This window comes from Deinococcus seoulensis (assembly GCF_014648115.1).
GTDB classification, from domain to species: Bacteria; Deinococcota; Deinococci; order Deinococcales; family Deinococcaceae; genus Deinococcus; species Deinococcus seoulensis.
Genome location: NZ_BMQM01000035.1, coordinates 19,552 through 40,032 on the forward strand (window position 1 = coordinate 19,552; position 20,481 = coordinate 40,032).

The window sequence follows — 20,481 nt, forward strand, 5'->3', positions numbered from 1 at the left end:
GCCCCCGGTCCGTCCGGAAGCCACCTGCCCTGTCGTTCCCTGCCCTGTCACTACTGGCTCTGTCGCTACTGGCCCTGAGGCGCTGTCCTCAGCGGTTCATGATGTGAATCGCCTGCTTGTGCACGGCCTCGGCGGCCTCCAGCACGCTCTCACCCAGGGTGGGGTGCGCGTGGATGGTCAGGGCGATGTCGCTGGCGGTCGCGGCCATCTCCAGGGCCAGTCCGGCCTCTCCGAGCAGGTCGCTGGCGTGCGGGCCGACGATGTGCACGCCCAGCAGCAGGTCCGTGTCCTTCTCCACGACCATCTTCACGAAGCCGTCCGTGGCCTGCAGCGTCATGGCGCGGCCCGAGGCCGAGAGGGGGAACACGCCGGTCTTCACGTCGTACCCCTTCTCTTTCGCCTCGGCCTCGGTCAGGCCCACCCAGGCGAGTTCCGGGCTGGTGTACACCACGCCGGGAATGGCGACGGCGTCCTGCTCGGCGGGCTTCCCGGCGATGACCTCGGCGGCCACCAGTCCTTCCTTCATGGCCTTGTGCGCCAGCATGGGGTTGCTGGCCACGTCGCCCACCACGTAGATGTGCGGCACGTTGCTGCGCTGGCGGGTGTCGGCGGGAATGAACCCACGCTCCGTGACGTTCACGCCGGCCGCCTGGGCGTTCAGGCCGTCCGTGCGGGGGCGGCGGCCCACGGCCACCAGCACCCGGTCGAAGACCTCGGTGGTTTTCTCGCCGGTCTTCACGTCTTCCAGTTCCACGTGAATGCCGTCGGCTTTCTTCTCGGCGCGGTTGGCCTTGGTCTGCACGGCGATCTCGATGCCCTGCTTCTTCATGATCTTCGTGAATTCCTTGACGGCGTCGGCGTCGGCGCCCGGAATCACGTTCGGCATGAACTCGATGACCTTCACTTTGCTGCCCATGTTGTTGTACACGTGCGCGAACTCGAAGCCGATCACGCCGCCGCCGATGCACAGCATCCGCGCGGGCACCGGGTCCGGCATGACCAGCGCGCCCGTGGAGTCCACGATGCCCTGCTGGTCCACTTCCAGGCCCGGCAACTTGGCGGGCTCGGACCCGGTCGCGATGATGAAGTTCGCGGCCGTGTACGTCTTATCGCCGACCTGCACGGTGTGCTCGTCGATGAAGCTGGCCTGCCCGATCAGGTGCGTGACCTTGTTCGCCTTGAACAGGCTGCCCACACCGCCCGTGAGTTTCCTGACGATGCCGTCCTTCCAGCCGTTCAGCTTGGCGATGTCCAGCTTCTGCTCACCGAAGGTCAGGCCGAAGTCGGCGGCGTGCCGCGCGGCGGCGATCTGCTCACCGGCGTGCAGCAGCGCCTTGGTGGGAATGCAGCCCACGTTCAGGCACACGCCGCCCACCGAGTCGCGTTCGGCGCAGGCGACCTTCAGGCCCAGCTGCGCGGCGCGGATGGCGGCGTGGTACCCGCCGGGGCCCGCACCGATCACGAGCACGTCGTAGTCATAGGATTTCGTCATACGGTCAGTCTAACGCGGCCCCCGTGAGCCGTCACTGACCTGCCCGCATAGCTGGACGCGGGCCATTCACAATTCCTGCTGGTCAATTCGGCGGGCGGGGGGGTGCCGGGGGCGTCAGCCGGGGGTCAGCCCGGTCACACCTTCCAGCGCGGCGCGGCGCTGTATTATCTGCGGCGTGCGGCTCCTGCTGCTGTCTGACATTCACGCGAACCACACCGCCCTGCAGGCGGTCCTGAACGACGCCGCCAAACGCCGCTACGATCAGGTCATTCACCTTGGCGACGCGCTCGGCTACGGCCCGCACCCGCGCGAGGTGCTCGACGCGCTGCGCGAACTGGACGCCGTGTGCGTCCTGGGCAACCACGACGACATGCTCCTGCAGTACGCCGACGGCCGCCGCGAGACGAAGGACTCGATCGTGTCCATGGCCCTGATGTGGCAACTGGCACGCCTGTCCGAACGCGACGTGGCCTGGGTGCGCCTGTGGCGCGACGGGATCGACGACCCGGATGTGGGCGCCCGCTACCGCCACGGCACGCCCGTGAGCCTCGACGACTACACCGATTCCGTCCCGGCCGCCCGCGAGGCCTTCGCGCACTGGCAGGGCCGCCTGGGCTTCGTGGGGCACACGCACATCCCGGCCGTGTACGCCACCCTGAACTCCCCGGTCGGGGACTGGATCAAGGCGCAGCACTTCACGGACGGCGGCAGTTACATGGTGCCGCCCAGCACCCGCGTGATCCTGAACCCCGGCAGTGTCGGCCAGCCGCGCGACGGGAACCCGCAGGCCAGTTACGCGGTGTTCGACACGGTCCGCGCGCACTTCGAGGTCTTCCGCGTGCCGTACGACATCGAACGCGCCCAGGAGGCGGCGCTGGAGGCCGGGCTGCCCCAGGTACTCGCCGCGCGCCTCGCCATCGGCAAGTGAACGCCCCCACCTCCCAGGCGGCCCTCCCCGCGACTCCCGGTGCTCAGGCAGCGGGCGCCGCCGACCTGCACGGCCCGCTGCTGGAACAGACCGGCGCGTTCGGCGGGAACGCCCTGCTGCTGACCGGCCCGGCCCGCGTGGGCAAACTGGCCGTCGCCTGGGCAGTCGCCGCGCAGCACAACTGCACCGGCGTAAAAGGCATGTACGGCGAGGCGTGCGGCGCGTGCCCCTCGTGCCGCGCCCTGGCCGCTGGGGGGCACCCGGACGTGCTGCTGGTCGAGCCGCGCGCCACCACCACGACCGGAAAGGCCGCCCGGCGCAAACTGATTCCCATCGGCGCGGTCCTCTCGGGGCGCGACAAGACCCGCGAGTACGAAACGCACGTCTTCGAATTCCTGGAGGTCCGGCCCACCTTCGCGCGGCGCGTGGTGATCGTCAGCGGCGCCGAGTACCTGGGACCGGAAGCCGCGAACGCCCTGCTGAAACTGGTCGAGGAACCCCCGCACCGGGCGCTGTTCGTGTTCCTGGCCGAGGACCTGCGTTCGGTCCTGCCGACCATCGTGAGCCGCAGCGCCCGCCTGAGCGTCACGCCCGCCACGGACCGCGCCGTCGAGAGCGCCCTGACCCGCGCCGGGCACACCCCGGACCCCGAACTGATCGCCTTCGCCGCCGGGCGGGCCGGGGTGCTGGACGACCCGCAGAAGGTCAGCGCCGCCCTGAGCGACGCCCGCGACCTCACGGACGCCCTGGGTGACGGCCTGCTGGCTGCGTTGCAGGCCGCCGAGGGCCTGGAGAAACGCTTCGATCCCGGCTGGCACCCGGAAGCGCTGCGTTTCGTGTGGCGCACCCTGCCCCCCCACCAGCGCGCCCGCGCCGACACGGCCCTGAACGCCCTTCAGGAGGCGCTGGAGGCGTACGCCAGCCCCAGCCTCAGCTTCCAGGTGTTCGCGCTGGCACTCCGGGACGCCCTCGGGCACGCCTGAAGGGGCACGCCGACTTGAAGGTGCAGGCGGCGCGGGGGGTAGACTTCAGGGCATGAGTGCCCCCTTCACGCACGGCCCGCTTCGCGTGTGGTCGCTGCCCACCGGTCCCATTCAGGAGAACGCCGTGCTGATCGCGGGCGAACAGGGGCAGGGTTTCCTGATCGACCCCGGCGACGACGCGGGCCGCATCGTCACCATGATCGCCGGGAGTGGCGTGACCGTGACCGGCATCCTGCTGACGCACGCGCACTTCGATCACATCGGCGCGGTGCAGCCGCTGCGCGAGCAGCTGGGTGTGCCGGTGTGGCTGCACCCCGCCGACCGGGACCTGTACGCCCTGGGCGCGCAGAGTGCCGCCCGCTGGAACCTGCCGTTCACGCAGCCCGCGCCGCCCGACCACGACATCACGGACGGGCAGACCTTCACGGCGGGCGACCTGACCCTCACGGCGCACCACCTGCCGGGGCACGCGCCGGGGCACGTGGTGTTCCGCGCGCCGGGCGTGGTCATCGCCGGGGACACCCTGTTCCAGGGCGGCATCGGCCGCACCGACCTGCCCGGCGGGAACCACCCGCAGCTGCTGGCAGGCATCCAGCGGCAGCTGCTGACCCTCCCCGACGACACCGCCGTGTACCCCGGCCACGGCCCGCGCACCACGGTCGGGCACGAGCGGCGCAGCAACCCGTTCCTCCAGTGAGGCGGCCCTCCGTGGCGTGTGCGGCGCGGGGAGGCGCGTGAATCCCGGCGTGGGAGGCGGTCCCGGCGCGGTGGCCGGTACGGGCCTGACCGACGTGAGTTACAGCACGAACACCGCCAACGCCCTGATTCACCTGTACCGCGCCGAGGTCGGCAAGATGACCGCGTACCGGCAGCGGCTGGACATGACCACCAACTGGTCGGTCGTCACGACCGCCGGTCTGGCGTCCTTCGCGCTGGGGGACGCCACGAACAGTCACGCGACGTTCCTGTTCGCCATGTTCATGAATTACTTCTTCCTGCGCCTGGAGGCGCGGCGGTTCCGGACCTTCGAGATCGCGCACCACCGCGTGCGGATCATGGAACGCTTCTTCTACCCGGCCATGCTGGGCGACCGCGTGGACCCCGGCTGGCATCAGCTGCTGCTGGCCGAACTGAGCAAACCGCGCAGCCCCATGACCCGCGCCGACGCGCTCGGCTGGCGCCTGAACCGCAACTACCTGTGGATCTACACGGCCGTTCTCGTGGCGTGGCTGGCGAAACTGGACCTCGATCAGCCCAAGGGCTGGATCCTGGAATTCCCGGAGGCGTTCTCGCTGGCCGACATCGGCAGTTTTCCCGGCTGGCTGGTGTTCCTGACGGTCGGCGTGTTCTACGGGTACCTGATCTGGCTGGCCGCCCGCGCCGCGCGCACCTACCCGCTGGAAGAAGGCTGACGGCGCACCCGGTCCTCACGCCACAGTTGCACGCCCGCCAGCAGCAGCGCCTGCACCGGCAGGCTGCGGGTGTACAGGCGCGGCCGTCCGGCCAGCACGCACGCGCCCAGCAGCAGCAGTTGCGTGGCGAGTCCCAGGTTCGCCGTGATCAGGGTACTGGCGTGCGGCGTGTACGCCACCCGGTCGGCCGGGGTGGGCGCACCGCCGGTCAGGCGGGCCAACCGGCGCGTGAACAGTGTCTGCAACGCCCGTTCCTGCGGCGTGAAGTAGGCGGCATACACCCACTTCAGGGCCGCAAGAACCTGCGGGTTGTCCCCCGCCTGTGCGGGCGGGTCGCGGAACACCTCGCCGCGCGCCTCGCGGAAGTCGCGTTCCCACAGGTAATCCACGGTCATGATCAGGCTCTGCAGCAGCGTGGCCGGGACACCCGCCGCGCCGCTGATCGCCACGTTCAGCGCCAAGTCCACCACCAGGTCCATCTCGGTATCCAGGTAACGGCCAGTCTCGGTGGTGCGGCCGGTCGCGCGGGCCAGCTGCCCGTCCAGGCCGTCCAGCACGGTCTTCACCTGAAGCAGCAGCGCGGGACGCAGCCGCTCGCCCCGGCTGATCAGCAGCGCGGCGTACAGGCCCAGCGCCGTGTGAACCAGCACCACGTGCGCCGGGTCCACGTTCAGGCGGGCCAGCGGTCCTACCAGCAGTTGCGCGGCGGGGCGGAACAGGCTTTCACCAGCCCACTCCCGCGCCGGGCGTTGTTTCCTCGTCCGGGCGAGGTCCGTTCCTACCGGCGGCCCCCGTACTTGGGTGCGCCCTTGCGGACGCCGGCGTAGCGGTTACGTTCCTTGCGGCGCTGCGCGCTGCTCACCGACCGCTGACCGGTCCCGCCCCTGGCGGCGTCGGCGCGGGCCTGGAGGCGGCGCGGCACGAAGGTATCCACCGACAGGAAGCGCGCCAGCGGGATGTACAGCGCCAGCACGAACAGCAGGCTGCCCCACCATGTATTCAGGTACGGCCCCAGCGGCGTGAGTTGCAGCAGGCTGCTCAGCAGGGTCGCCACCACCGAGAACAGCATGACCCGCACGAGCAGTTTCAGCAGTTTGGGCCGCGTGAACCCCGGATTGGGGTCCGGGGTGGTCAGCCAGCGCCACAGCTTCATGCGTCACCCTCGGCAGCGGATTCCTGGGGCGCGGCACTCCTGGACCGCGCGCCGGCCGGGGCGTTCAGGGCGTCCCGCAGGGTGTCCAGTTCCGGGAATTCGGTCTGCCCGGCGTCCACGGTCAGCAGCACGAACGGCTTGTGCAGGCGCGCCGCGACCTTGCGGGCGGCAGCGGCGGCGCTGCCGTCACGGGCCGGAACCACGAACACGAACCCGCGTACGGCGGCCTTGCCGCTCAGCAGGGACAGCGCCCCGAACAGTTCCAGGTCGCCCGGCGCGGCCCGGTCCGGCTGCTCGATCCGCTCGGCGCGTTTCAGGACGTCCGCGACCGGCAGTTCATGACTGAACACCGGGTACAGGCCCAGGTCGTCCAGCGCGGGCCGCAGCGCGCCCACCAGCACGTCCTCGGCCAGCAGGGTGCGCGGCCCCAGCACCGCGACCGTCTCGCGTGACGCGCGGCTCAGGGGCGGCATCTCGGCGCGGGCGTAACTGCCCAGCGGCCGGACCTTCTCGATCGCCAGCCGCACCCGCCCGGCACTCTGCGAGACGCGCATGCCCACCTCGGCAGCGGCGCCTTCCATCAGTTCGGGGCTGTCGGGCACGCCCAGCAGCGTGGGCAGACCGCTGATGCGGCGCGAGAGCAACTCGGGCAGCGCCTCACTCCAGGCGTCGCCGCTCACGGCGGCCCACTGGGGCAGCAGGACCAGATCGACCCGGCCCAGTGCCAGGATGCGGCCCAGCACCAGTTGCACCTGGGCCGGTTCGCCCGGCAGGCTCTCACGCCCCAGCGCCAGGCACTCGGCTTCATCCAGGGTGGGCGTGACGACCTCGGCGCCCAGTTCTTTCAGGTACGCCGACCAGTACGTGGGGAGCCTCGCGGCGCGGGATTCAAGCAGACCAACCCTCATTCTGCACAGTGTACGCGCGCCGGGCCGGGTGGGTGGCCGGGTCGGTCACCATCCGCCGCCCCCGGCGGCGGGCCGGGGGGCGCTCAGCCGCTGCCGCCCCCGGCGTCCACCTTGCCTTCCTGCTTGGCCTGGGTGGCCTGCTCGGCCAGTTCCACGTCGTGGTCGTCGATGTGCCGCTGCTCGGTGTTGTGCTCGAACAGGTCCTGGCGGGCGCGCAGTTTGGCCTGCGGCTGCTGAAGGTCGCCTCCGCTGCCCCGGTGGACACGCTGGAAGAACACCAGCGCCCCGCCCGCCAGGGCCAGCGACCCCGCGAAGTACAGGGTGTCGAGCGGTTTCTCCCAGCGCACGAAATGCTCCAGGAACGTGACGCCCAGAATCACGATGATCACCGACACGACCTTCTGCTCCAGGTCTGCGAGGCTCTCCACGCCCAGCGCCGAGGTCAGGTTCAGTGGCGTGATGAACAGCGAGTACAGGCCCACCCCGATCAGGTAGAACACCACCGCCTTGAGCATGGTGCTGACGATCTCCAGGAATTCCACGGCGATGCTGCCCTGCTGACTGGCGATCCCCATCCTGAAGGTCTCCTGCCACGAGTCGTAGATGGTGTGCAGCGCCAGCAGCGTTCCCTGAAGGAACAGACTGAACGACACCAGCAGCACGGCGATCACCGCGATCAGCACCACGAAGCGCGTGCGGCCGATCAGCTCGCTGAACCACTCGCGCTTGGACGGCTGCCCGGCTGGGGGTCTGGAAGGAGAGGGGGAGGGAGTCACGCGTTCATGATCACTCCGGTGTGGTGGGGGCGGGCGCGGGTGAACTTCACACTTGCCTGAAGGTCCGTGCCGCTGCCAGACTGCCCGGCGTGACCGACACCCCCGACCGCCCCCAGTTCCCGGCCGCCCTGAAACGCGTGCTGCCTGCCGCCCGCTGGGAACGCGTGAGCGGCGGCCAGAGCGGCGCGCAGGTCTGGAAATCCACGCGTTTCGTGGTGAAGGTGCAGCCCCGCGCCCCACACCCCGTGAGTACCCTGCAACAGGAACGCGAGCGGCTGCGCTGGCTGCACGGACGCCTCCCCGCCCCGCAGGTCGCGGCGTTCGAGGTCGAGGACGGGCAGGAATTCCTGGCCATGACCCGCCTGCGCGGCATTCCCATGAGCCACCCGGACGCGCTGCTGCACCCGGAACGGGTCGTGACCCTGCTGGCGCGCGCGCTGCGCGAACTGCACGCCCTGCCCATCCGGGACTGCCCGTTCCGGCAGACGCTGGACGTGACCCTGCCCCTGGCCCGCGAACGCGTGCAGGCCGGATTGATCGACGCCCATGACTTCGACGAGGACCAGGCCGGACGCAGCGCCGTGAGCGTCTTCAACGAACTGGCCCGCACCCGCCCCGCCCACGAGGACCTGGTGGTCACGCACGGGGACGCCACCCTGGACAACCTGATCCTGAACGGCGAGCTGCTGGAGGGTCTGATCGACGTGGGCCGCCTCGGCATTGCGGACCGGCACGCCGACCTCGCCCTCGCCGCGCGCAGTGTCCGCAGCGAACTGGGCGAACGCTACGCCGCCCAGTTCCTTGACCTGTACGGCCGCGCCCTGGTGGACGACACGAAACTCGCGTACTACCGCCTGCACGACGAACTGTTCTGAAACGGACCGTAGGAAGCGGAAAGTGGTGAGCGGGGTGGGGGTTCCACCGTCCACTCACCACTTTCCACTGCCTGCCCTTACGCCCTGACCCAGTCGCGCAGGTAGTCGGCGACCAGTTCGCTGACGTTCACGCCGTCGCGGGCGGCCTTCTCGATCTGGGCGGCCTTCTCCTCGCGGGTGATGGGCAGCCACAGGGCCACGTACTCCTGGCCGCCTTCCTGCTTGAATTCCCCGCCCAGTTCATCGCGCTGCACGAATCCGGTCTTGTTCATGTCTTCCTCCGTCCCGGCCTGCATCAGCCAGTGGGTCACGCGGGCTTTCAGGAAACGCCACTCCCGGCCGACCTTGCGTCCCGGGATCTCACCGCCCCGCACCAGGGTGTAGGCGGTGGTCTCGCTGACCTTCAGGTAGGCGGCCAGTTCCTCCAGGGTCAGGACCTCGTCCGTGGGGGGCTTCGCTTCGTCCATACCGGCACCTCCTCTCAGGTGATGCCATCTTGCGGCATCTGATACCTAATGTCAATGGATACCGTAAGATGCTGTTATTTGATGCCCATTCCACTTGGTCGCCATGCCTCCGGTCTGCCCGGCCCGAGCGTGGTCTACTCGGACCCATGCGGACCCTCGGCCGACTCGTCTCCCGCCACCCCTGGGCCGTGCTGATCGTGTGGCTGCTGGCCGCCGCACTCAGCATTCCCTTCGCCGCCCGCGCACCCGCCGCGCTGAACGCCGACCCCGCGTCCGGCCTCACGGGGTCCGAAGCGACCCGCGTGACCGAGCTGCTGCGCGACCGCTTCGGGGAACGCGACACGAACACCGTCGTCATCGTCACCCGCAGCAGCCCCCCACTGGGCACCCCGCAGGGCGACGCCACCTACCAGGCGTTCGTGGACGGCCTGAAGAACGTGCCGGGCGTCACGCGCGTCACGCCCCCGCAGGACAGCGGCCCGTACCGCACCCGCGCCGAGGACGGCACCCTGGCCCTGACCCTCGCGCAGATTCCGCTGCTCGACGGCGCCAGCGACACCCTGAGGCTGGTGCGCGCCTACACCGCCCGCGCCCAGACGCCCGCCCTGAACATCCGCGTGACCGGCGGGCAGGCCATCGCGGACGACTTCACGCACTTCGCCGAGAGCGACACCAAACGCAGCGAATTCACCGCGCTGCCCCTGATCGCGCTGCTGCTGCTGGTCGTGTTCGGCGCGCTCGTCGCGACCGGCCTGCCGCTGGTCGTGGGCATGCTGAGTATCAGCGTCGCCATGGCCGCCCTGTACGGCCTGACGTACCTGATGCCCGTCAGCACCTTCGCGCAGAGCGTGATCACCATGCTCGGCCTGGGCGCCGGGATCGACTACGCCCTGCTGACCGTCAACCGCTTCCGGGAAGAGCTGACCCGCACGCCCGACGCGCGCCTCGCCGCCGAACGCACCGTGCAGACCGCCGGGCGCAGCGTCGCCTTCAGCGGCCTGACCGTCGCCATCGCCATGGCGGGCCTGATCCTGCCGCCCATCGCGTTCGTGCGCTCCATCGGGATCGGCGGGGTGCTGGCCGTCCTGCTGACCGTCCTGGCCAGCCTGACCGCACTCCCGGCCCTGCTGGCGCTGCTGGGCGACCGCGTGAACAGCCCCCGCATCCTGCGCTTCACGTGGGCGCAGAGCGGCGCCGCCTCGGCCGGCTGGACGGCGTTCGCGCGGCGCGTCACCGCACGCCCCTGGCTGGCCGTGACCGCCAGCGCCGCCCTGCTGCTGCTGCTGGCCTCCCCGGTCCTGACGCTGCGCACCGGGTACGCCGGCGCGTGGGGCCTGACGCCCGGCGTGGAAAGCCGCGACACCCTGAAAGACGTCGAGGCGCTCGGCGCCGGCGGTCTGCTCAGCCAGTTCGAGGTGATCCTGGACCTCAGGGGCCAGCGGTACGGCCCCGGCGACCGCGCGGACTTCCAGGCGCTCGTGACGGACCTGCGCGCCCTGCCCGGCGTGAAGGGCGTCCTCAGTCCCTTCCTGACTCCCAGTGACCTGGCGGGCACGGGTGCCGGCAGCGCCGGGCAGCTCGCCGCCCTGAGCGCCCTGACCACCCGCTCGTTCAGCGCCGACCGCACCCTGCTGCGCGTCACGGTCATCCCGGAACGCAACCTGCCCGCCCGCGACATCCCCGCCTTCGAGCGGCAGATCCGGGACACCGTCCAGGCCAGCGGCTACGCGTACCTGCTGGGCGGCGCGCCCATCGGCGGCGAGGAATTCAGCCGCGCCATCACGGGCTCGCTGCCCACGGTCGTGCTGTCCGTGTTCGCCGGGACGTTCCTGCTGCTGATGGTCGCGTTCCGCAGCCTGCTGATCCCCCTGAAAAGCATCCTCATGAACGCCCTGACCGTCGGGGCCGCCACCGGCATCGTCACGCTGATCGTGCAGCACGGCGTGCTGGCCGCGCCGCTCGGCATTCCCGCCGACGTGGGCGTGCTGGACGCCAGCCTGCCGGTCCTGCTGTTCGCCGTGATGTTCGGCCTGAGCATGGACTACGAGATCTTCCTGCTCTCCCGCGTGCAGGAGGAATACCTGCGCAGCGGCGACAACGACGAGGCCATCGTGCAGGCCGTCGGGCACACTGCGCGCATCATCACGTCGGCGGCGATCATCATGTTCATCGTCTTTTCCGCGTTCATCTTCGGCCGGGTCGTCGCCAGCAAGAGCATCGGCCTGGGTCTGGCCGTCGCCGTCGCCCTGGACGCCACGCTGGTGCGCCTGATCCTGGTGCCCGCCTTCCTGAAACTCGCCGGAAAGTGGAACTGGTGGCTGCCCGCGTGGCTCGACCGGCGCCTGCCGCACATCCGCCTCGAACACTGAACCGGGGGCAGGAGGACGTGGTGGGAACCGCGACAGACGGCAGACGCGACAGACAGCAGAAAGGAGGGGCGACCTGCACATGCGCGGTCGCCCCCCGTCTCATCGCTCGCCGCTTACGTCCGCGCGTGCTCCTGCTCGCGCTTGCGGCGGATGAACCACGCGACGGCCGCCACGGCCAGCAGACCCAGGATGATCCGGCTGGCCGGACCCACGTACGCCTCGACCCGGTCGTAGTGTTCGCCCAGCATGAACCCCGCCCCGGCCAGCAGGGTCGCCCACAGCGCCGACCCGATCGCGCTGAACAGCAGGAACTTCGGCATCGGCATCTCACTCATGCCCGCCGGGAGGCTCAGCAGGCTGCGAATGCCCGGCACCATCCGCCCGAACAGCACCGCCTTCGACCCGTGCCGGTCGAACCAGTCGTCGGCCTTCTTGATGTCCCTGCCGCTCAGGGTCAGCCACCTGCCGTGCCTGTCCGCCCACTCGATCAGGCGGTCCTCACCGAACGCCCGCCCGATGTAGTACAGCGGCAGGGTGCCGATCACGCTGCCCAGCGTCCCCATCAGGATCACCATGATCAGGTTCATATCGCCGCGTGACGCCGCGAACCCCGCCGACGGCATGATCAGCTCGCTGGGAATCGGTGGGAACACGTTCTCCAGCACCATCAGCAGCAGAATCCCCACGTACCCCATGCTGTCCATCAGTCCCTGTACCCACTCGGCCATGCTCCCAGCCTACCGGGCCGGAGCGGGCCGCGCCTCCACCTAAAGTTCGTCATAACCCGCAGAGGCGCGGGCGGCGGCGCGGGCAGCTCTAGACTGGGCGCATGTCTTTCCCCCCGATTCAGGCTGTGATCTTCGATTTCGACGGCACCATCCTGGACACCGAAACGCACGAGTTCCGCCGCTGGCAGGCACTGTACCGCCAGCACGACCGGGAACTGCCGCTCTCCGAATGGCAGCGCGGCATCGGCACCTGGGACGCCTTCGACCCCTGGGCCGGGCTCCCCGAAACGGTGCAGCGCGACCGCGAGGCCACGCAGGCGATCCTGCGGGACGCCATTCACGCCGACATTCAGGCCGCCGACCTGCGCCCCGGCGTGCGCGACGTCCTGAACGCCGTGCGGCCCGCCGGACTGCGCCTCGCCCTGGCGACCAGCAGCGACCGCGCCTGGGTGACCCGCTGGCTGGGCGAACACGCCCTGCTGGACGCCTTCGAGACGCTCGCCACCCGCGACGACGTGGCCCGCGTGAAACCCGACCCGGAACTGTACCTGCTGGCCGCCCGGCAACTGGGCCTGCACCCGTCGGCGTGCGTGGCCGTCGAGGACAGCCTGAACGGCGCGACCGCCGCCGTGGCCGCCGGGATGCGCGTGGTGGTCGTCCCGAACGAGGTCACCGCCACGCAGCCCTTCCCGCCCACCTGGGCCAGACTGGACGGCTTTACCGGCGGACTGGACGCCCTGCTGGCCGCCGCGCAGACCACGGCGCAGTAACGCACAGCCCCATACCGCACAGGCGGCAGGGGAGAGCGTCTGCTCTGCGCGCCCCCACCTGCCGCCCGGTTCAGGCGTCCATGAGGACGCAGCCCTGTGGGCTCGGCCCTGGTTATGCGTCCGGGTAGACTTTCAGTTCGGTGATGTGCGCCCGGTCGGGGCGGCTGAGGGTGTGCGCGACGCTCTTGGCGAGACCGCGCGGGTCGATCATGGATTCCCATGCGAGGCCCGCGTCGCGGTTGCTGGGCGTGTCGATGGCGCCCATCGGGTACAGCACGCAGCCGCGCACGCCCTTGCCTTTCAGTTCGTCGTGCAGGCTCAGGATGTACGCTGCGACGGCCGCCTTGCTGGCCGTGTACAGCGCTGCCTTCGGGCCGCTGAGGCGCGCGGCCTGCCCGGCGCTGACGCCCATCACGATGCCGTCCTTCTGCCGGATCATGTGCGGCAGCACGCCCTGCACCGCGTTGAACAGGCTGGTCATGTTCGTGTCGAACAGGTGGCGCAGGTCGTCGGGGGTGGCCTTCTGCGCGTCCTGGGTGCTGAACGCCCCGACCGTGTGGATCAGCGTGTCGACCTTCACCTTGCGCAGGCGGTCGATGCTGGCCGGGTCGGTCAGGTCCAGGTCGAGGACCTCGGTGGCGGGGAAGCGGTCGGCGGCGCGTTCCAGGCTCTCGCCGCGCCCGACCAGCACGATCTGCGCGCCGGCATCGTCGAGTTCCTGAGCAATGGCGGTGGCCAGTGCGCCGCCCGCTCCTGTAAGCATGATGGTGGAGGAGCTGAGGTTCGCCATGCCCCCAGGGTAACGGGTGACGGCGCGTCCGGGGTCAGGCTGCCTCGCCGTCCGCCGCGTTGCTTAGCGGAAGGTCAAGGGCCTCTCACTCCTCACGCGGCGCTTCAGAGGCGGGGTTCGCCGTACCCGTCCGCCCGCACCTGCGCCCAGTCGCCCTGCCCCAGGATGAACGGGGCGCGTTGCGTGTGGGTGGTCACGCGCGGCCCGGCCTGCGGGTCCAGGTACACGTCGATCTCGCTGCGAATCCCGAAGCCCCGCGCGGCCGGGTACGTGCCGGGTTCGATGGTCACGGCCAGTCCGGGTGTCAGGGTGCGGGTGTCGCGGGTCTCGTAATCGTCGAGGTTCGCGCCCGCTCCGTGAATACTGACGCCCAGGTCGTGCCCGGTGCGGTGCAGGAAGAACGCCTCCCACTCGGCGCCCATGGCGTCGCGGGCGGCGCGGTCGGCCATGTAACCCTGCAACTGACCCCAGCCGCTCGCGGCGTACCCGTCCTGAAGGGTGCGCAGCGCGGCGTCACGGGCGGCCGCCACGGCGTCCCAGGCACCCAGGTACTCGGGCGTGGGCGTCCCGGCGAACCCGACCCAGGTGACGTCCGCGAACGGGCGGCCCGGTTCCTGCGCCCACAGGTCGATCAGGACGCACTCGCCTTCTTTCAGGGTGGCGTGGCGTTCCGGGCTGGGTTCGTAGTGGCTGTCGGCGGCGTTCGCGCCGAAGCTCACGTTCACGGGGTGCCCGGCGCTCATGCCTGCCGCCTCGATCTGCCGCATGATCACGGCCTGCGCGTCCAGTTCCGTGACCGGCTGCCCGGCCCGCAGGCGCTCGTGAATCAGGCGGAAGGCGTCATCCTTGGCCTGCATCAGCACGCTCACGGCCCGCTCGTGCGCGGCCAGATCGTCGGCACTCCAGGCCAGGAACGACTGCAGCAGGTCCGCGCTGCTGTGAATCCCGGCGGCCCCGGCGGCCCGCACGCGCTCGATGGTCCCGGCGTCCACGCGGCTCACGTACGGGACCGCGCCGCCCGCGCTGTACTCCATCGCCAGGGTGCGGCCCTGCACGACCTCGCGCAACGCGGCGTCCAGCTGCCCGTGCGACCCGAAGGCGCGGCGCTCGGCGTTCCAGTGGCGGGTGATCTCACCCCAGGTGCCGCCCTCGATGTGGTTGTGCAGCACCACGGCCTGCCCGCTGCGCGGCACCCACACGAAGAACCGCCGGGTCAGGAACGCCCCACCGGGCAGGTTCAGGACGGTGCGGGCGTGCGGGTTCAGGCCCTGGAAGTCGTACACCAGCCAGCCGTCCAGGCTGGTCGCGGCGAGGGCCTGCTGCATGCGCGTGATCGGTGAGGTCATGCCGCCCAGCCTAACGCGGGCGCCGCGCGGGCCTGTCGGCCAGGACGGACAGCCCACGCACCCGCCGCGCAGGAACACGCCGCCCTTCCGGGAACAGGAGGGGCGGCGCGCAGACTGGAGCGTCAGTTCAGGAGAGCGGAGGAAGCTGGACCAGGAGGGGAGAGGCGCGGTGGGGGCGTCATCCACCGGCCACGCTTGACCTGCCTGCCTTCCAGTACGCGCTGTCGGGCGGGAAGGTTGCCGCGTCAGCGGTAGCGGGTGAACGCGTCGCGCGAGGCGTAGTTCTGGCGGCCGCTGCCGTCCGTGAACTGCGTCAGGGCCTGCACGTCCAGGCGGCCGCGCGTGAAGGTCATGACCAGCGTGGTGTTCGAGAAGCCCTTGGCGTACACGGCGGTGGCGGTCAGGTGGTTGGTGTCGCTGACGCTGGCGCCGTACGTGAGGACCGGCGCGCTGCCCCAGTCGCAGTCGTTGGGGTGGCAGCGGCCGAACACCTGCACGGTCAGCGGGCCGCCGCCGCTGCGGGTCACGTTGATGCGGGTGATGCCGCTCGTGGCGACGTTGCTGTTCACCCAGGTGCCCACGAAGTCGGCGGGCGCCGCCTGCGCGTGCTGCGGGAACAGGCCGCACAGGCTCAGCGCGGCCAGCAGCGCGGCGGGACGGGAAGAGCGGGGGGCGTGGGCGGCCAGAGTGCAGGTGGGCTGGGTGCGTGCGGTCATGGCGGGTCTCCTGGGTGGGTGCGCGGGGGCGGGGGAACGGGGCGGTCAAGGATTCACCGGGCTGGAATCCCGTCTGGGACGCTGTTCCTGCTGGTGAACTCAGGGTACGCGGCCCCCCGTGAGCGGCCCATGATCGCGGACCGTCAGGAAAGGGTCAGGCATGATCGGCGGCCCACCCGGCAATGAACGCTCCCGCCCGGCGTGAGGTCCGGGCGGGAGTTCTGCGCGTAGCGGGCGGCGTTCAGCTGCCGCGCGAGAAGCGGCGTTCCAGGGTGCGCTGCACGACTTCCAGCAGGCTGCTGACTGCCCAGTAGATCAGCGCCGCCGCGAGGTACGGCCCGAACGGCTCGAAGGTCCGGGCAATCACCAGTTGCGCGCTGCGCAGCAGTTCCACGACCGTGATCACGCTGACCAGCGACGTGTCCTTCACCAGTCCGATCAGGGTGTTGCTCATGCTGGGCAGCGCCACCCGCGCCGCCTGCGGCAGCACGATCAGCCGCATGGTCTGCGCCCCACTCAGGCCCAGGCTGGTCGCGGCTTCCCGCTGGCCCTTCGGGATGCTCAGGATCGCGGCGCGCATCGTCTCTGACAGGTACGCGGCGGCGTTCAGGGTCAGGGCGATCACGCCGCCCGCGACGGGATTCAGGGTGATGCCCAGGCTGGGCAGCCCGTAGTAGATGACGAAAATCTGCACCAGCAGCGGCGTGCCCCGGATGAACGACACGTACAGGCCGCTCAGGCCCCGCACCCAGCCCAGCCGGGACAGCCGGGCCAGCGCGACCAGGAATCCCAGCGGCAGGCCCAGCACCATCGCGCCCAGCGCGAAGCCCAGCGTGACGGGCAGCGCGCCCAGCAGGGTCGGCAGGGACGTCCAGGCGCTCTGAAGGACGAGTTGCAACTGTTCGGTGTTCATTCGCCCTCCGGGCTGGCTCTGGGGTATAGGCTATGCGCTCTGGGCTCTGAATCAGCCTATGTCCTTACAGCCCATAGCTCACGCCTCAGGGTTTGCTGACGTCCTGCCCGAACCACTGGCGGCTGATCTTGGCGTAGGTGCCGTCGGCCTTGATCTGTAGCAGCGCCCGGTCCACGGCGGCCTTGAGGCTGGTGTTGCTTTTCTTCATGGCGATCCCGACGGGCTGCGCGTCGCCGATGACGCCCGCGCCGCGCACGGGCAGGTTCTGGGATTTGATCAGGTACCCGACGAGCAGGCGGTCGTTGTACGCGGCGTCCAGGCGGCCGGTGGCGAGGTCCGCGAGGTACTCGGGCGCGCCGGGGTACGTGACGACGTTGATGCCGCCGGCGTCGCGCAGGCCCTTCTCGTAGTTGCTGCCCAGGCCCACGCCCACGCGTTTGCCTTTCAGGTCGGCCAGGGTCTTCGGGTTGAAGCTTCCGGTCTTCTTCACGATGATCTGCGGGCTGGAGTAAGCGTAGGGTCGGCTGAAGCCGATGGTCTTCTCGCGTTCGGGGTTGATGCCGACCTGATTGACGATCACGTCGTACTTGTTCGCCTGGAGGCCGGCGAGGATGCCGCTCCATTCGGTCAGGACGAACTCGGCTTTCAGGCCCATCTTCGCGGCGACGGCCCTGGCGATGTCCACGTCGAAGCCGGTCAGGTTGCCTTTTGCGTCGCGGTAGGTGAAGGGCGCGTAGGTGCCTTCCATGCCGATTTTCAGCACGCCTTTTTGCAGGGTGGTGGGGGCGGCCTGGGCGGTGACGGTCAGTGCGGCGGCGAGCGCCAGGGTGGTGCGGGTCAGGGTGTTCATGGTGAGACTCCTTGGAAGGGTGTGGAGGGTGGCTGGGACAGGTTGGGTGGGAAGAGGGGCTTCTTCCCGGAACGCAATAGTGTACAAAGTACATCAACTTTGATTGCGATCCGGCTTGCACAGTCCGCCCCGCAGGCCCTGAGCGTTCCCTCACGCACCCGTCAGGCCCGCAAGCACGGGTACGGTTGCCCCGGCCCCCTCCCACTACACTCGGCGCATGGCCTTCCCGGACATTCAGAGCTTCATGCGCCTCCTCGAACAGCGCGGCGAACTGATCCGCGTCACGACCCCGGTCAGCCGCGAGCTGGAAATCACCGAGATCGCCGACCGCATGGTCAAACAGGGCGGCCCGGCCCTGCTGTTCGAGAACGTGCTGGGCAGCGACTACCCGGTCGCCATCGGCCTGCTGGGCACCAAGGAACGCGTGGCGCTGGCCCTCGGCGTGGACGACCTCGACGGACTGGCCGAAAAGGTCCGGAACCTCATCGACCTGTCCGGCGGCGGCAGCAAACTGGGCCTGCTGAGCAACGTCACGAAACTCCGCGACGCCATGAACCTCCCGCCGCGCCGCGTCCGCAACGCCCCCGCGCAGGAGGTCGTGTGGCGCGGCGACGAGGTGGACCTCGCCAAGATCCCGGTGCTCAAGTGCTGGCCGCTCGACGGTGGGCCGTTCGTCACGCTGCCCCTGGTCATCACGAAGGACCCGGAAACTGGCGAGCGCAACATGGGCATGTACCGCGTGCAGGTCATGAGCAAGAACAGCACCGGCATGCACTGGCAGCGGCACAAGACCGGCACCAGACACCTGGAGAAGGCCAGGAAACTGGGGCAGCGGCTGGAGGTCGCGGTCGCCATCGGCGGCGACCCGGCCCTGATCTACGCCGCCACCGCGCCCCTGCCGCCGGTACCGGGCCTGGACGAGTTCGTCCTGGCCGGGTATCTGCGCGGCCAGCGGTACCCCGTGGCAAAGGGCGTCACGGTGGATCTGGACGTGCCCGCCAACGCCGAGTTCGTGCTGGAAGGCTACGTGGACCCCAGCGAGGACTGGGTGATGGAGGGACCGTTCGGGGATCACACCGGCTTCTACACCCTGCCGGACCTGTACCCGCACTTCCACGTCACGGCCGTCACCATGCGCCGCAATCCCGTGTACCCGGCGACCATCGTGGGCCGCCCCCCCATGGAGGACGCGTACCTGATCGAGGCGTCCGAACGGCTGTTCCTGCCCGCCGCGCAACTCATCATCCCGGAGATCGTCGATTACCACATGCCGCCCGCCGGGGTCGCGCACAACCTCGTGTTCGTCAGCATCAAGAAGTCGTATCCGGGGCAGGCGTACAAGGTCGCCAACGGCCTGTTCGGCCTGGGCCAGATGATGTTCGCCAAGGTCATCGTCGTCCTCGACGAGGACGTGACCGTCACCGATTTCGAGGCCGTGTGGCGTGAGGTGACGCAGAAGGCCGTGCCGGGCCGCGACACGCTCACCACGCGCGGCCCCATCGACGTGCTCGACCACTCCAGCCGGGGCTGGGGCTACGGCGGGAAACTCATCATCGACGCGACCACCAAACGCCCCGAGGAGGTCGGCAGCGCCGCCAGCAGCCGACCCGACCAGGCCGGGGACGTCCTGTCTCCTGAGGGCTTCACGCCCCGCGCCGCGCACGACCTGCCCACCTTCGAAGGCGTTCTCGCCCAGCGGCAGACCCCGGACGGGTACTGGCTGGTCGCGCTGCGCAAGACCCGCGGCGGACAGGCCCGCGACCTCGCCGCCGCGTTCGCCGCGCACCCGGCCGCCGCAGGCATCCGCCACCTGCTGATCTGCGACGACCAGACCGACGTGAACGACATCCAGGACGTCTGGTGGACCATCCTGAACAACATCGACGCCGAACGCGACGTGACCCTGCACGGCCACCTGCTCGCCTGGGACGGCGCGCAGAAACTCCCCGAGGAAGGCTTCGTGCGCGAGTGGCCGCCCAAGATCGTCATGGACCAAGGGGTCGTGGACCGCGTGGACCGCCTGTGGAACGTGTACGGCCTGCCGGAAACCCTGCGCTGAAGGAGGAGAGAGCAGAGGCCGGGGCAAATCGTCTGGTAATTTCCGGGCATGCCCCGCGCCACTGCTGTCCGGCGTTCCGTCCCCTTCGGTCTTGTCCTTCCGGGGAGTTCCATCCTGAACGCGATCCGCTCCCGGGACTGGACGCCGGTAGAGGCGCGCGTCGCCGCCGTCTCTTCCCTGTCCCGCAGCTGCGCCGTGACATACGCGTACACCGTGAAAGGCCGCACCTACCAGAGCGACCGTATCGGGTGGGACGTGTTCGACAGGAACCGTGACGAGGGACCTGACTGCGCCTCTCTCGGAGACGACTCTCAGCCCGCAGTGGGCGACACCATTCGGGTGTTCTACGATCCTCTGAACCCAGGACAGGCTGTACACCGGCCGGAACTCCCCGGCTCTTCACTGTTCGGCATGGCATGGGGCCTGGGCTTCACCGTCATGCTGGTGTTCATGCTCGTTCAGGTGTGGCGGCCGTAGAACTGGCTACGCAGAGCGGTGCCGGCGGGCGTGGGTCCGATCCTGGGAGGGGCATACGGCAGCACACCGGGCGGTGTACAGATCGGTGGCGGACAGTTATCGGCATTGTCTCTGAGGGGATTTTTGGATTTCCGTTGCCTTCCTGAAGAGGGGTGGCCTGGTCGGTCGGCGGATCGGGTGGCAGTGGGTGTTGACAGATGGGCAGCCCCGACATATAGTTCTCTTCGCCCGAGAAGAAGGGCGGAAGCGGAAAGCCCCCAAGGCGCCGCTGGGACGCATGAAAATCTGGTGTTGAATGACGATGACAGGACAGTCCGACAGGACTGTGCGAACGGAACACCACCCCGGTGTTCTCCAGAATCGCAAAAACCGACCGAAGTCCTTTCGGGGATGAAGTCAAAACGATACTCAATGAGTACAGCCATGCGCAAGCAAGGCATCAAACACATCAATCCCGCTCCGCTTGCGG

Annotated in this window: 21 protein-coding genes; 9 read left to right on the top strand and 12 right to left on the bottom strand. The window is 69.6% G+C overall.

Annotated elements, in window-relative coordinates; translation table 11 throughout:
- Positions 1-88 precede the first annotated feature (88 nt).
- Positions 89-1,492, bottom strand: a complete 1,404-nt coding sequence (lpdA, locus tag IEY70_RS17830; protein WP_189066385.1) for a dihydrolipoyl dehydrogenase — start codon at positions 1,490-1,492, stop codon at positions 89-91.
- Between the two features lie 166 nt (positions 1,493-1,658).
- On the opposite strand from lpdA, the gene IEY70_RS17835 reads away from it, so the two are divergent.
- From IEY70_RS17835 to IEY70_RS17850, 4 genes are all read left to right on the top strand, one after another.
- On the top strand, positions 1,659-2,420 hold the full coding sequence (locus tag IEY70_RS17835; protein WP_189066405.1) for a metallophosphoesterase family protein: 762 nt from the start codon (positions 1,659-1,661) through the stop codon (positions 2,418-2,420).
- A 65-nt stretch (positions 2,421-2,485) separates the two neighbouring features.
- A complete protein-coding gene (locus IEY70_RS17840) occupies positions 2,486-3,403 on the top strand; it encodes a DNA polymerase III subunit delta' (RefSeq protein WP_229778048.1) in 918 nt (305 codons plus the stop codon).
- 52 nt (positions 3,404-3,455) lie between these two features.
- Positions 3,456-4,100, top strand: coding sequence for an MBL fold metallo-hydrolase (locus IEY70_RS17845; protein ID WP_189066387.1), 645 nt, complete (start codon positions 3,456-3,458; stop codon positions 4,098-4,100).
- A 49-nt stretch (positions 4,101-4,149) separates the two neighbouring features.
- Positions 4,150-4,815, top strand: coding sequence for a DUF2270 domain-containing protein (locus IEY70_RS17850; RefSeq protein ID WP_189066388.1), 666 nt, complete (start codon positions 4,150-4,152; stop codon positions 4,813-4,815).
- On the opposite strand, the gene IEY70_RS17855 is transcribed toward IEY70_RS17850, so the two are convergent.
- The 4 genes from IEY70_RS17855 to IEY70_RS17870 form a co-directional block, all read right to left on the bottom strand.
- Positions 4,794-5,483, bottom strand: coding sequence for a CDP-alcohol phosphatidyltransferase family protein (locus IEY70_RS17855; protein WP_229778046.1), 690 nt, complete (start codon positions 5,481-5,483; stop codon positions 4,794-4,796). The two genes, IEY70_RS17850 and IEY70_RS17855, sit on opposite strands and share 22 nt — an antisense overlap.
- A 110-nt stretch (positions 5,484-5,593) precedes the next feature.
- Positions 5,594-5,968: a hypothetical protein gene (locus tag IEY70_RS17860; protein WP_189066389.1), complete on the bottom strand. Its 375-nt coding sequence runs from the start codon at positions 5,966-5,968 to the stop codon at positions 5,594-5,596.
- A complete protein-coding gene (locus IEY70_RS17865; RefSeq protein WP_189066390.1) occupies positions 5,965-6,876 on the bottom strand; it encodes a hypothetical protein in 912 nt (303 codons plus the stop codon). Before IEY70_RS17865 ends, IEY70_RS17860 begins: the two co-directional genes overlap by 4 nt.
- An 83-nt stretch (positions 6,877-6,959) precedes the next feature.
- Positions 6,960-7,652: a YqhA family protein gene (locus IEY70_RS17870; RefSeq protein WP_189066391.1), complete on the bottom strand. Its 693-nt coding sequence runs from the start codon at positions 7,650-7,652 to the stop codon at positions 6,960-6,962.
- A gap of 89 nt (positions 7,653-7,741) precedes the next feature.
- On the opposite strand from IEY70_RS17870, the gene IEY70_RS17875 reads away from it, so the two are divergent.
- On the top strand, positions 7,742-8,527 hold the full coding sequence (locus IEY70_RS17875) for an APH(3') family aminoglycoside O-phosphotransferase (RefSeq protein WP_189066392.1): 786 nt from the start codon (positions 7,742-7,744) through the stop codon (positions 8,525-8,527).
- Between the two features lie 77 nt (positions 8,528-8,604).
- On the opposite strand, the gene IEY70_RS17880 is transcribed toward IEY70_RS17875, so the two are convergent.
- Positions 8,605-8,994 (bottom strand): helix-turn-helix domain-containing protein, encoded by a 390-nt coding sequence (locus tag IEY70_RS17880; RefSeq protein WP_189066393.1) that lies wholly within the window; start codon positions 8,992-8,994, stop codon positions 8,605-8,607.
- A gap of 146 nt (positions 8,995-9,140) precedes the next feature.
- Between IEY70_RS17880 and IEY70_RS17885 the strand changes: the two genes are divergently transcribed.
- Entirely contained in the window at positions 9,141-11,363 is a 2,223-nt protein-coding gene (locus tag IEY70_RS17885; RefSeq protein ID WP_189066394.1) for an MMPL family transporter, read from the top strand.
- A gap of 113 nt (positions 11,364-11,476) precedes the next feature.
- Here IEY70_RS17885 and IEY70_RS17890 read toward each other — a convergent pair whose 3' ends face one another.
- Positions 11,477-12,091, bottom strand: a complete 615-nt coding sequence (locus tag IEY70_RS17890) for a DedA family protein (protein WP_189066395.1) — start codon at positions 12,089-12,091, stop codon at positions 11,477-11,479.
- 101 nt (positions 12,092-12,192) lie between these two features.
- Between IEY70_RS17890 and IEY70_RS17895 the strand changes: the two genes are divergently transcribed.
- Positions 12,193-12,861 carry an HAD family hydrolase gene (locus tag IEY70_RS17895; protein WP_189066396.1) on the top strand — a complete coding sequence of 223 codons (669 nt, stop codon included), beginning with the start codon at positions 12,193-12,195 and terminating at the stop codon, positions 12,859-12,861.
- Between the two features lie 112 nt (positions 12,862-12,973).
- Here IEY70_RS17895 and IEY70_RS17900 read toward each other — a convergent pair whose 3' ends face one another.
- The 5 genes from IEY70_RS17900 to IEY70_RS17920 form a co-directional block, all read right to left on the bottom strand.
- Positions 12,974-13,651: an SDR family oxidoreductase gene (locus tag IEY70_RS17900; RefSeq protein WP_189066397.1), complete on the bottom strand. Its 678-nt coding sequence runs from the start codon at positions 13,649-13,651 to the stop codon at positions 12,974-12,976.
- Positions 13,652-13,755: 104 nt separating this feature from the next.
- Complete coding sequence (locus IEY70_RS17905) at positions 13,756-14,997, bottom strand: M24 family metallopeptidase (protein ID WP_189066398.1); 1,242 nt, start codon at positions 14,995-14,997, stop codon at positions 13,756-13,758.
- 245 nt (positions 14,998-15,242) lie between these two features.
- Positions 15,243-15,713, bottom strand: a complete 471-nt coding sequence (locus IEY70_RS17910; protein WP_229778047.1) for a hypothetical protein — start codon at positions 15,711-15,713, stop codon at positions 15,243-15,245.
- Between the two features lie 241 nt (positions 15,714-15,954).
- Complete coding sequence (locus IEY70_RS17915; RefSeq protein ID WP_189066399.1) at positions 15,955-16,626, bottom strand: amino acid ABC transporter permease; 672 nt, start codon at positions 16,624-16,626, stop codon at positions 15,955-15,957.
- 85 nt (positions 16,627-16,711) lie between these two features.
- Entirely contained in the window at positions 16,712-17,476 is a 765-nt protein-coding gene (locus IEY70_RS17920; RefSeq protein ID WP_189066400.1) for a transporter substrate-binding domain-containing protein, read from the bottom strand.
- Positions 17,477-17,693: 217 nt separating this feature from the next.
- Between IEY70_RS17920 and IEY70_RS17925 the strand changes: the two genes are divergently transcribed.
- Positions 17,694-19,535, top strand: a complete 1,842-nt coding sequence (locus IEY70_RS17925) for a menaquinone biosynthesis decarboxylase (RefSeq protein ID WP_189066401.1) — start codon at positions 17,694-17,696, stop codon at positions 19,533-19,535.
- Positions 19,536-19,583: 48 nt separating this feature from the next.
- Complete coding sequence (locus IEY70_RS17930; RefSeq protein WP_189066402.1) at positions 19,584-20,012, top strand: DUF3592 domain-containing protein; 429 nt, start codon at positions 19,584-19,586, stop codon at positions 20,010-20,012.
- The last annotated feature ends 469 nt before the right edge of the window (positions 20,013-20,481 follow it).

What these genes read in the sequence shown, in the direction of transcription:
- lpdA (WP_189066385.1), bottom strand. Translation starts at nt 1,492, where the DNA reads ATGACGAAATCCTATGACTACGACGTGCTCGTGATCGGTGCGGGCCCC.
- IEY70_RS17845 (WP_189066387.1), top strand. Translation starts at nt 3,456, where the DNA reads ATGAGTGCCCCCTTCACGCACGGCCCGCTTCGCGTGTGGTCGCTGCCC.
- IEY70_RS17860 (WP_189066389.1), bottom strand. Translation starts at nt 5,968, where the DNA reads ATGAAGCTGTGGCGCTGGCTGACCACCCCGGACCCCAATCCGGGGTTC.
- IEY70_RS17865 (WP_189066390.1), bottom strand. Translation starts at nt 6,876, where the DNA reads ATGAGGGTTGGTCTGCTTGAATCCCGCGCCGCGAGGCTCCCCACGTAC.
- IEY70_RS17880 (WP_189066393.1), bottom strand. Translation starts at nt 8,994, where the DNA reads ATGGACGAAGCGAAGCCCCCCACGGACGAGGTCCTGACCCTGGAGGAA.
- IEY70_RS17885 (WP_189066394.1), top strand. Translation starts at nt 9,141, where the DNA reads ATGCGGACCCTCGGCCGACTCGTCTCCCGCCACCCCTGGGCCGTGCTG.
- IEY70_RS17890 (WP_189066395.1), bottom strand. Translation starts at nt 12,091, where the DNA reads ATGGCCGAGTGGGTACAGGGACTGATGGACAGCATGGGGTACGTGGGG.
- IEY70_RS17895 (WP_189066396.1), top strand. Translation starts at nt 12,193, where the DNA reads ATGTCTTTCCCCCCGATTCAGGCTGTGATCTTCGATTTCGACGGCACC.
- IEY70_RS17900 (WP_189066397.1), bottom strand. Translation starts at nt 13,651, where the DNA reads ATGGCGAACCTCAGCTCCTCCACCATCATGCTTACAGGAGCGGGCGGC.
- IEY70_RS17905 (WP_189066398.1), bottom strand. Translation starts at nt 14,997, where the DNA reads ATGACCTCACCGATCACGCGCATGCAGCAGGCCCTCGCCGCGACCAGC.
- IEY70_RS17910 (WP_229778047.1), bottom strand. Translation starts at nt 15,713, where the DNA reads ATGACCGCACGCACCCAGCCCACCTGCACTCTGGCCGCCCACGCCCCC.
- IEY70_RS17915 (WP_189066399.1), bottom strand. Translation starts at nt 16,626, where the DNA reads ATGAACACCGAACAGTTGCAACTCGTCCTTCAGAGCGCCTGGACGTCC.
- IEY70_RS17920 (WP_189066400.1), bottom strand. Translation starts at nt 17,476, where the DNA reads ATGAACACCCTGACCCGCACCACCCTGGCGCTCGCCGCCGCACTGACC.
- IEY70_RS17925 (WP_189066401.1), top strand. Translation starts at nt 17,694, where the DNA reads ATGGCCTTCCCGGACATTCAGAGCTTCATGCGCCTCCTCGAACAGCGC.
- IEY70_RS17930 (WP_189066402.1), top strand. Translation starts at nt 19,584, where the DNA reads ATGCCCCGCGCCACTGCTGTCCGGCGTTCCGTCCCCTTCGGTCTTGTC.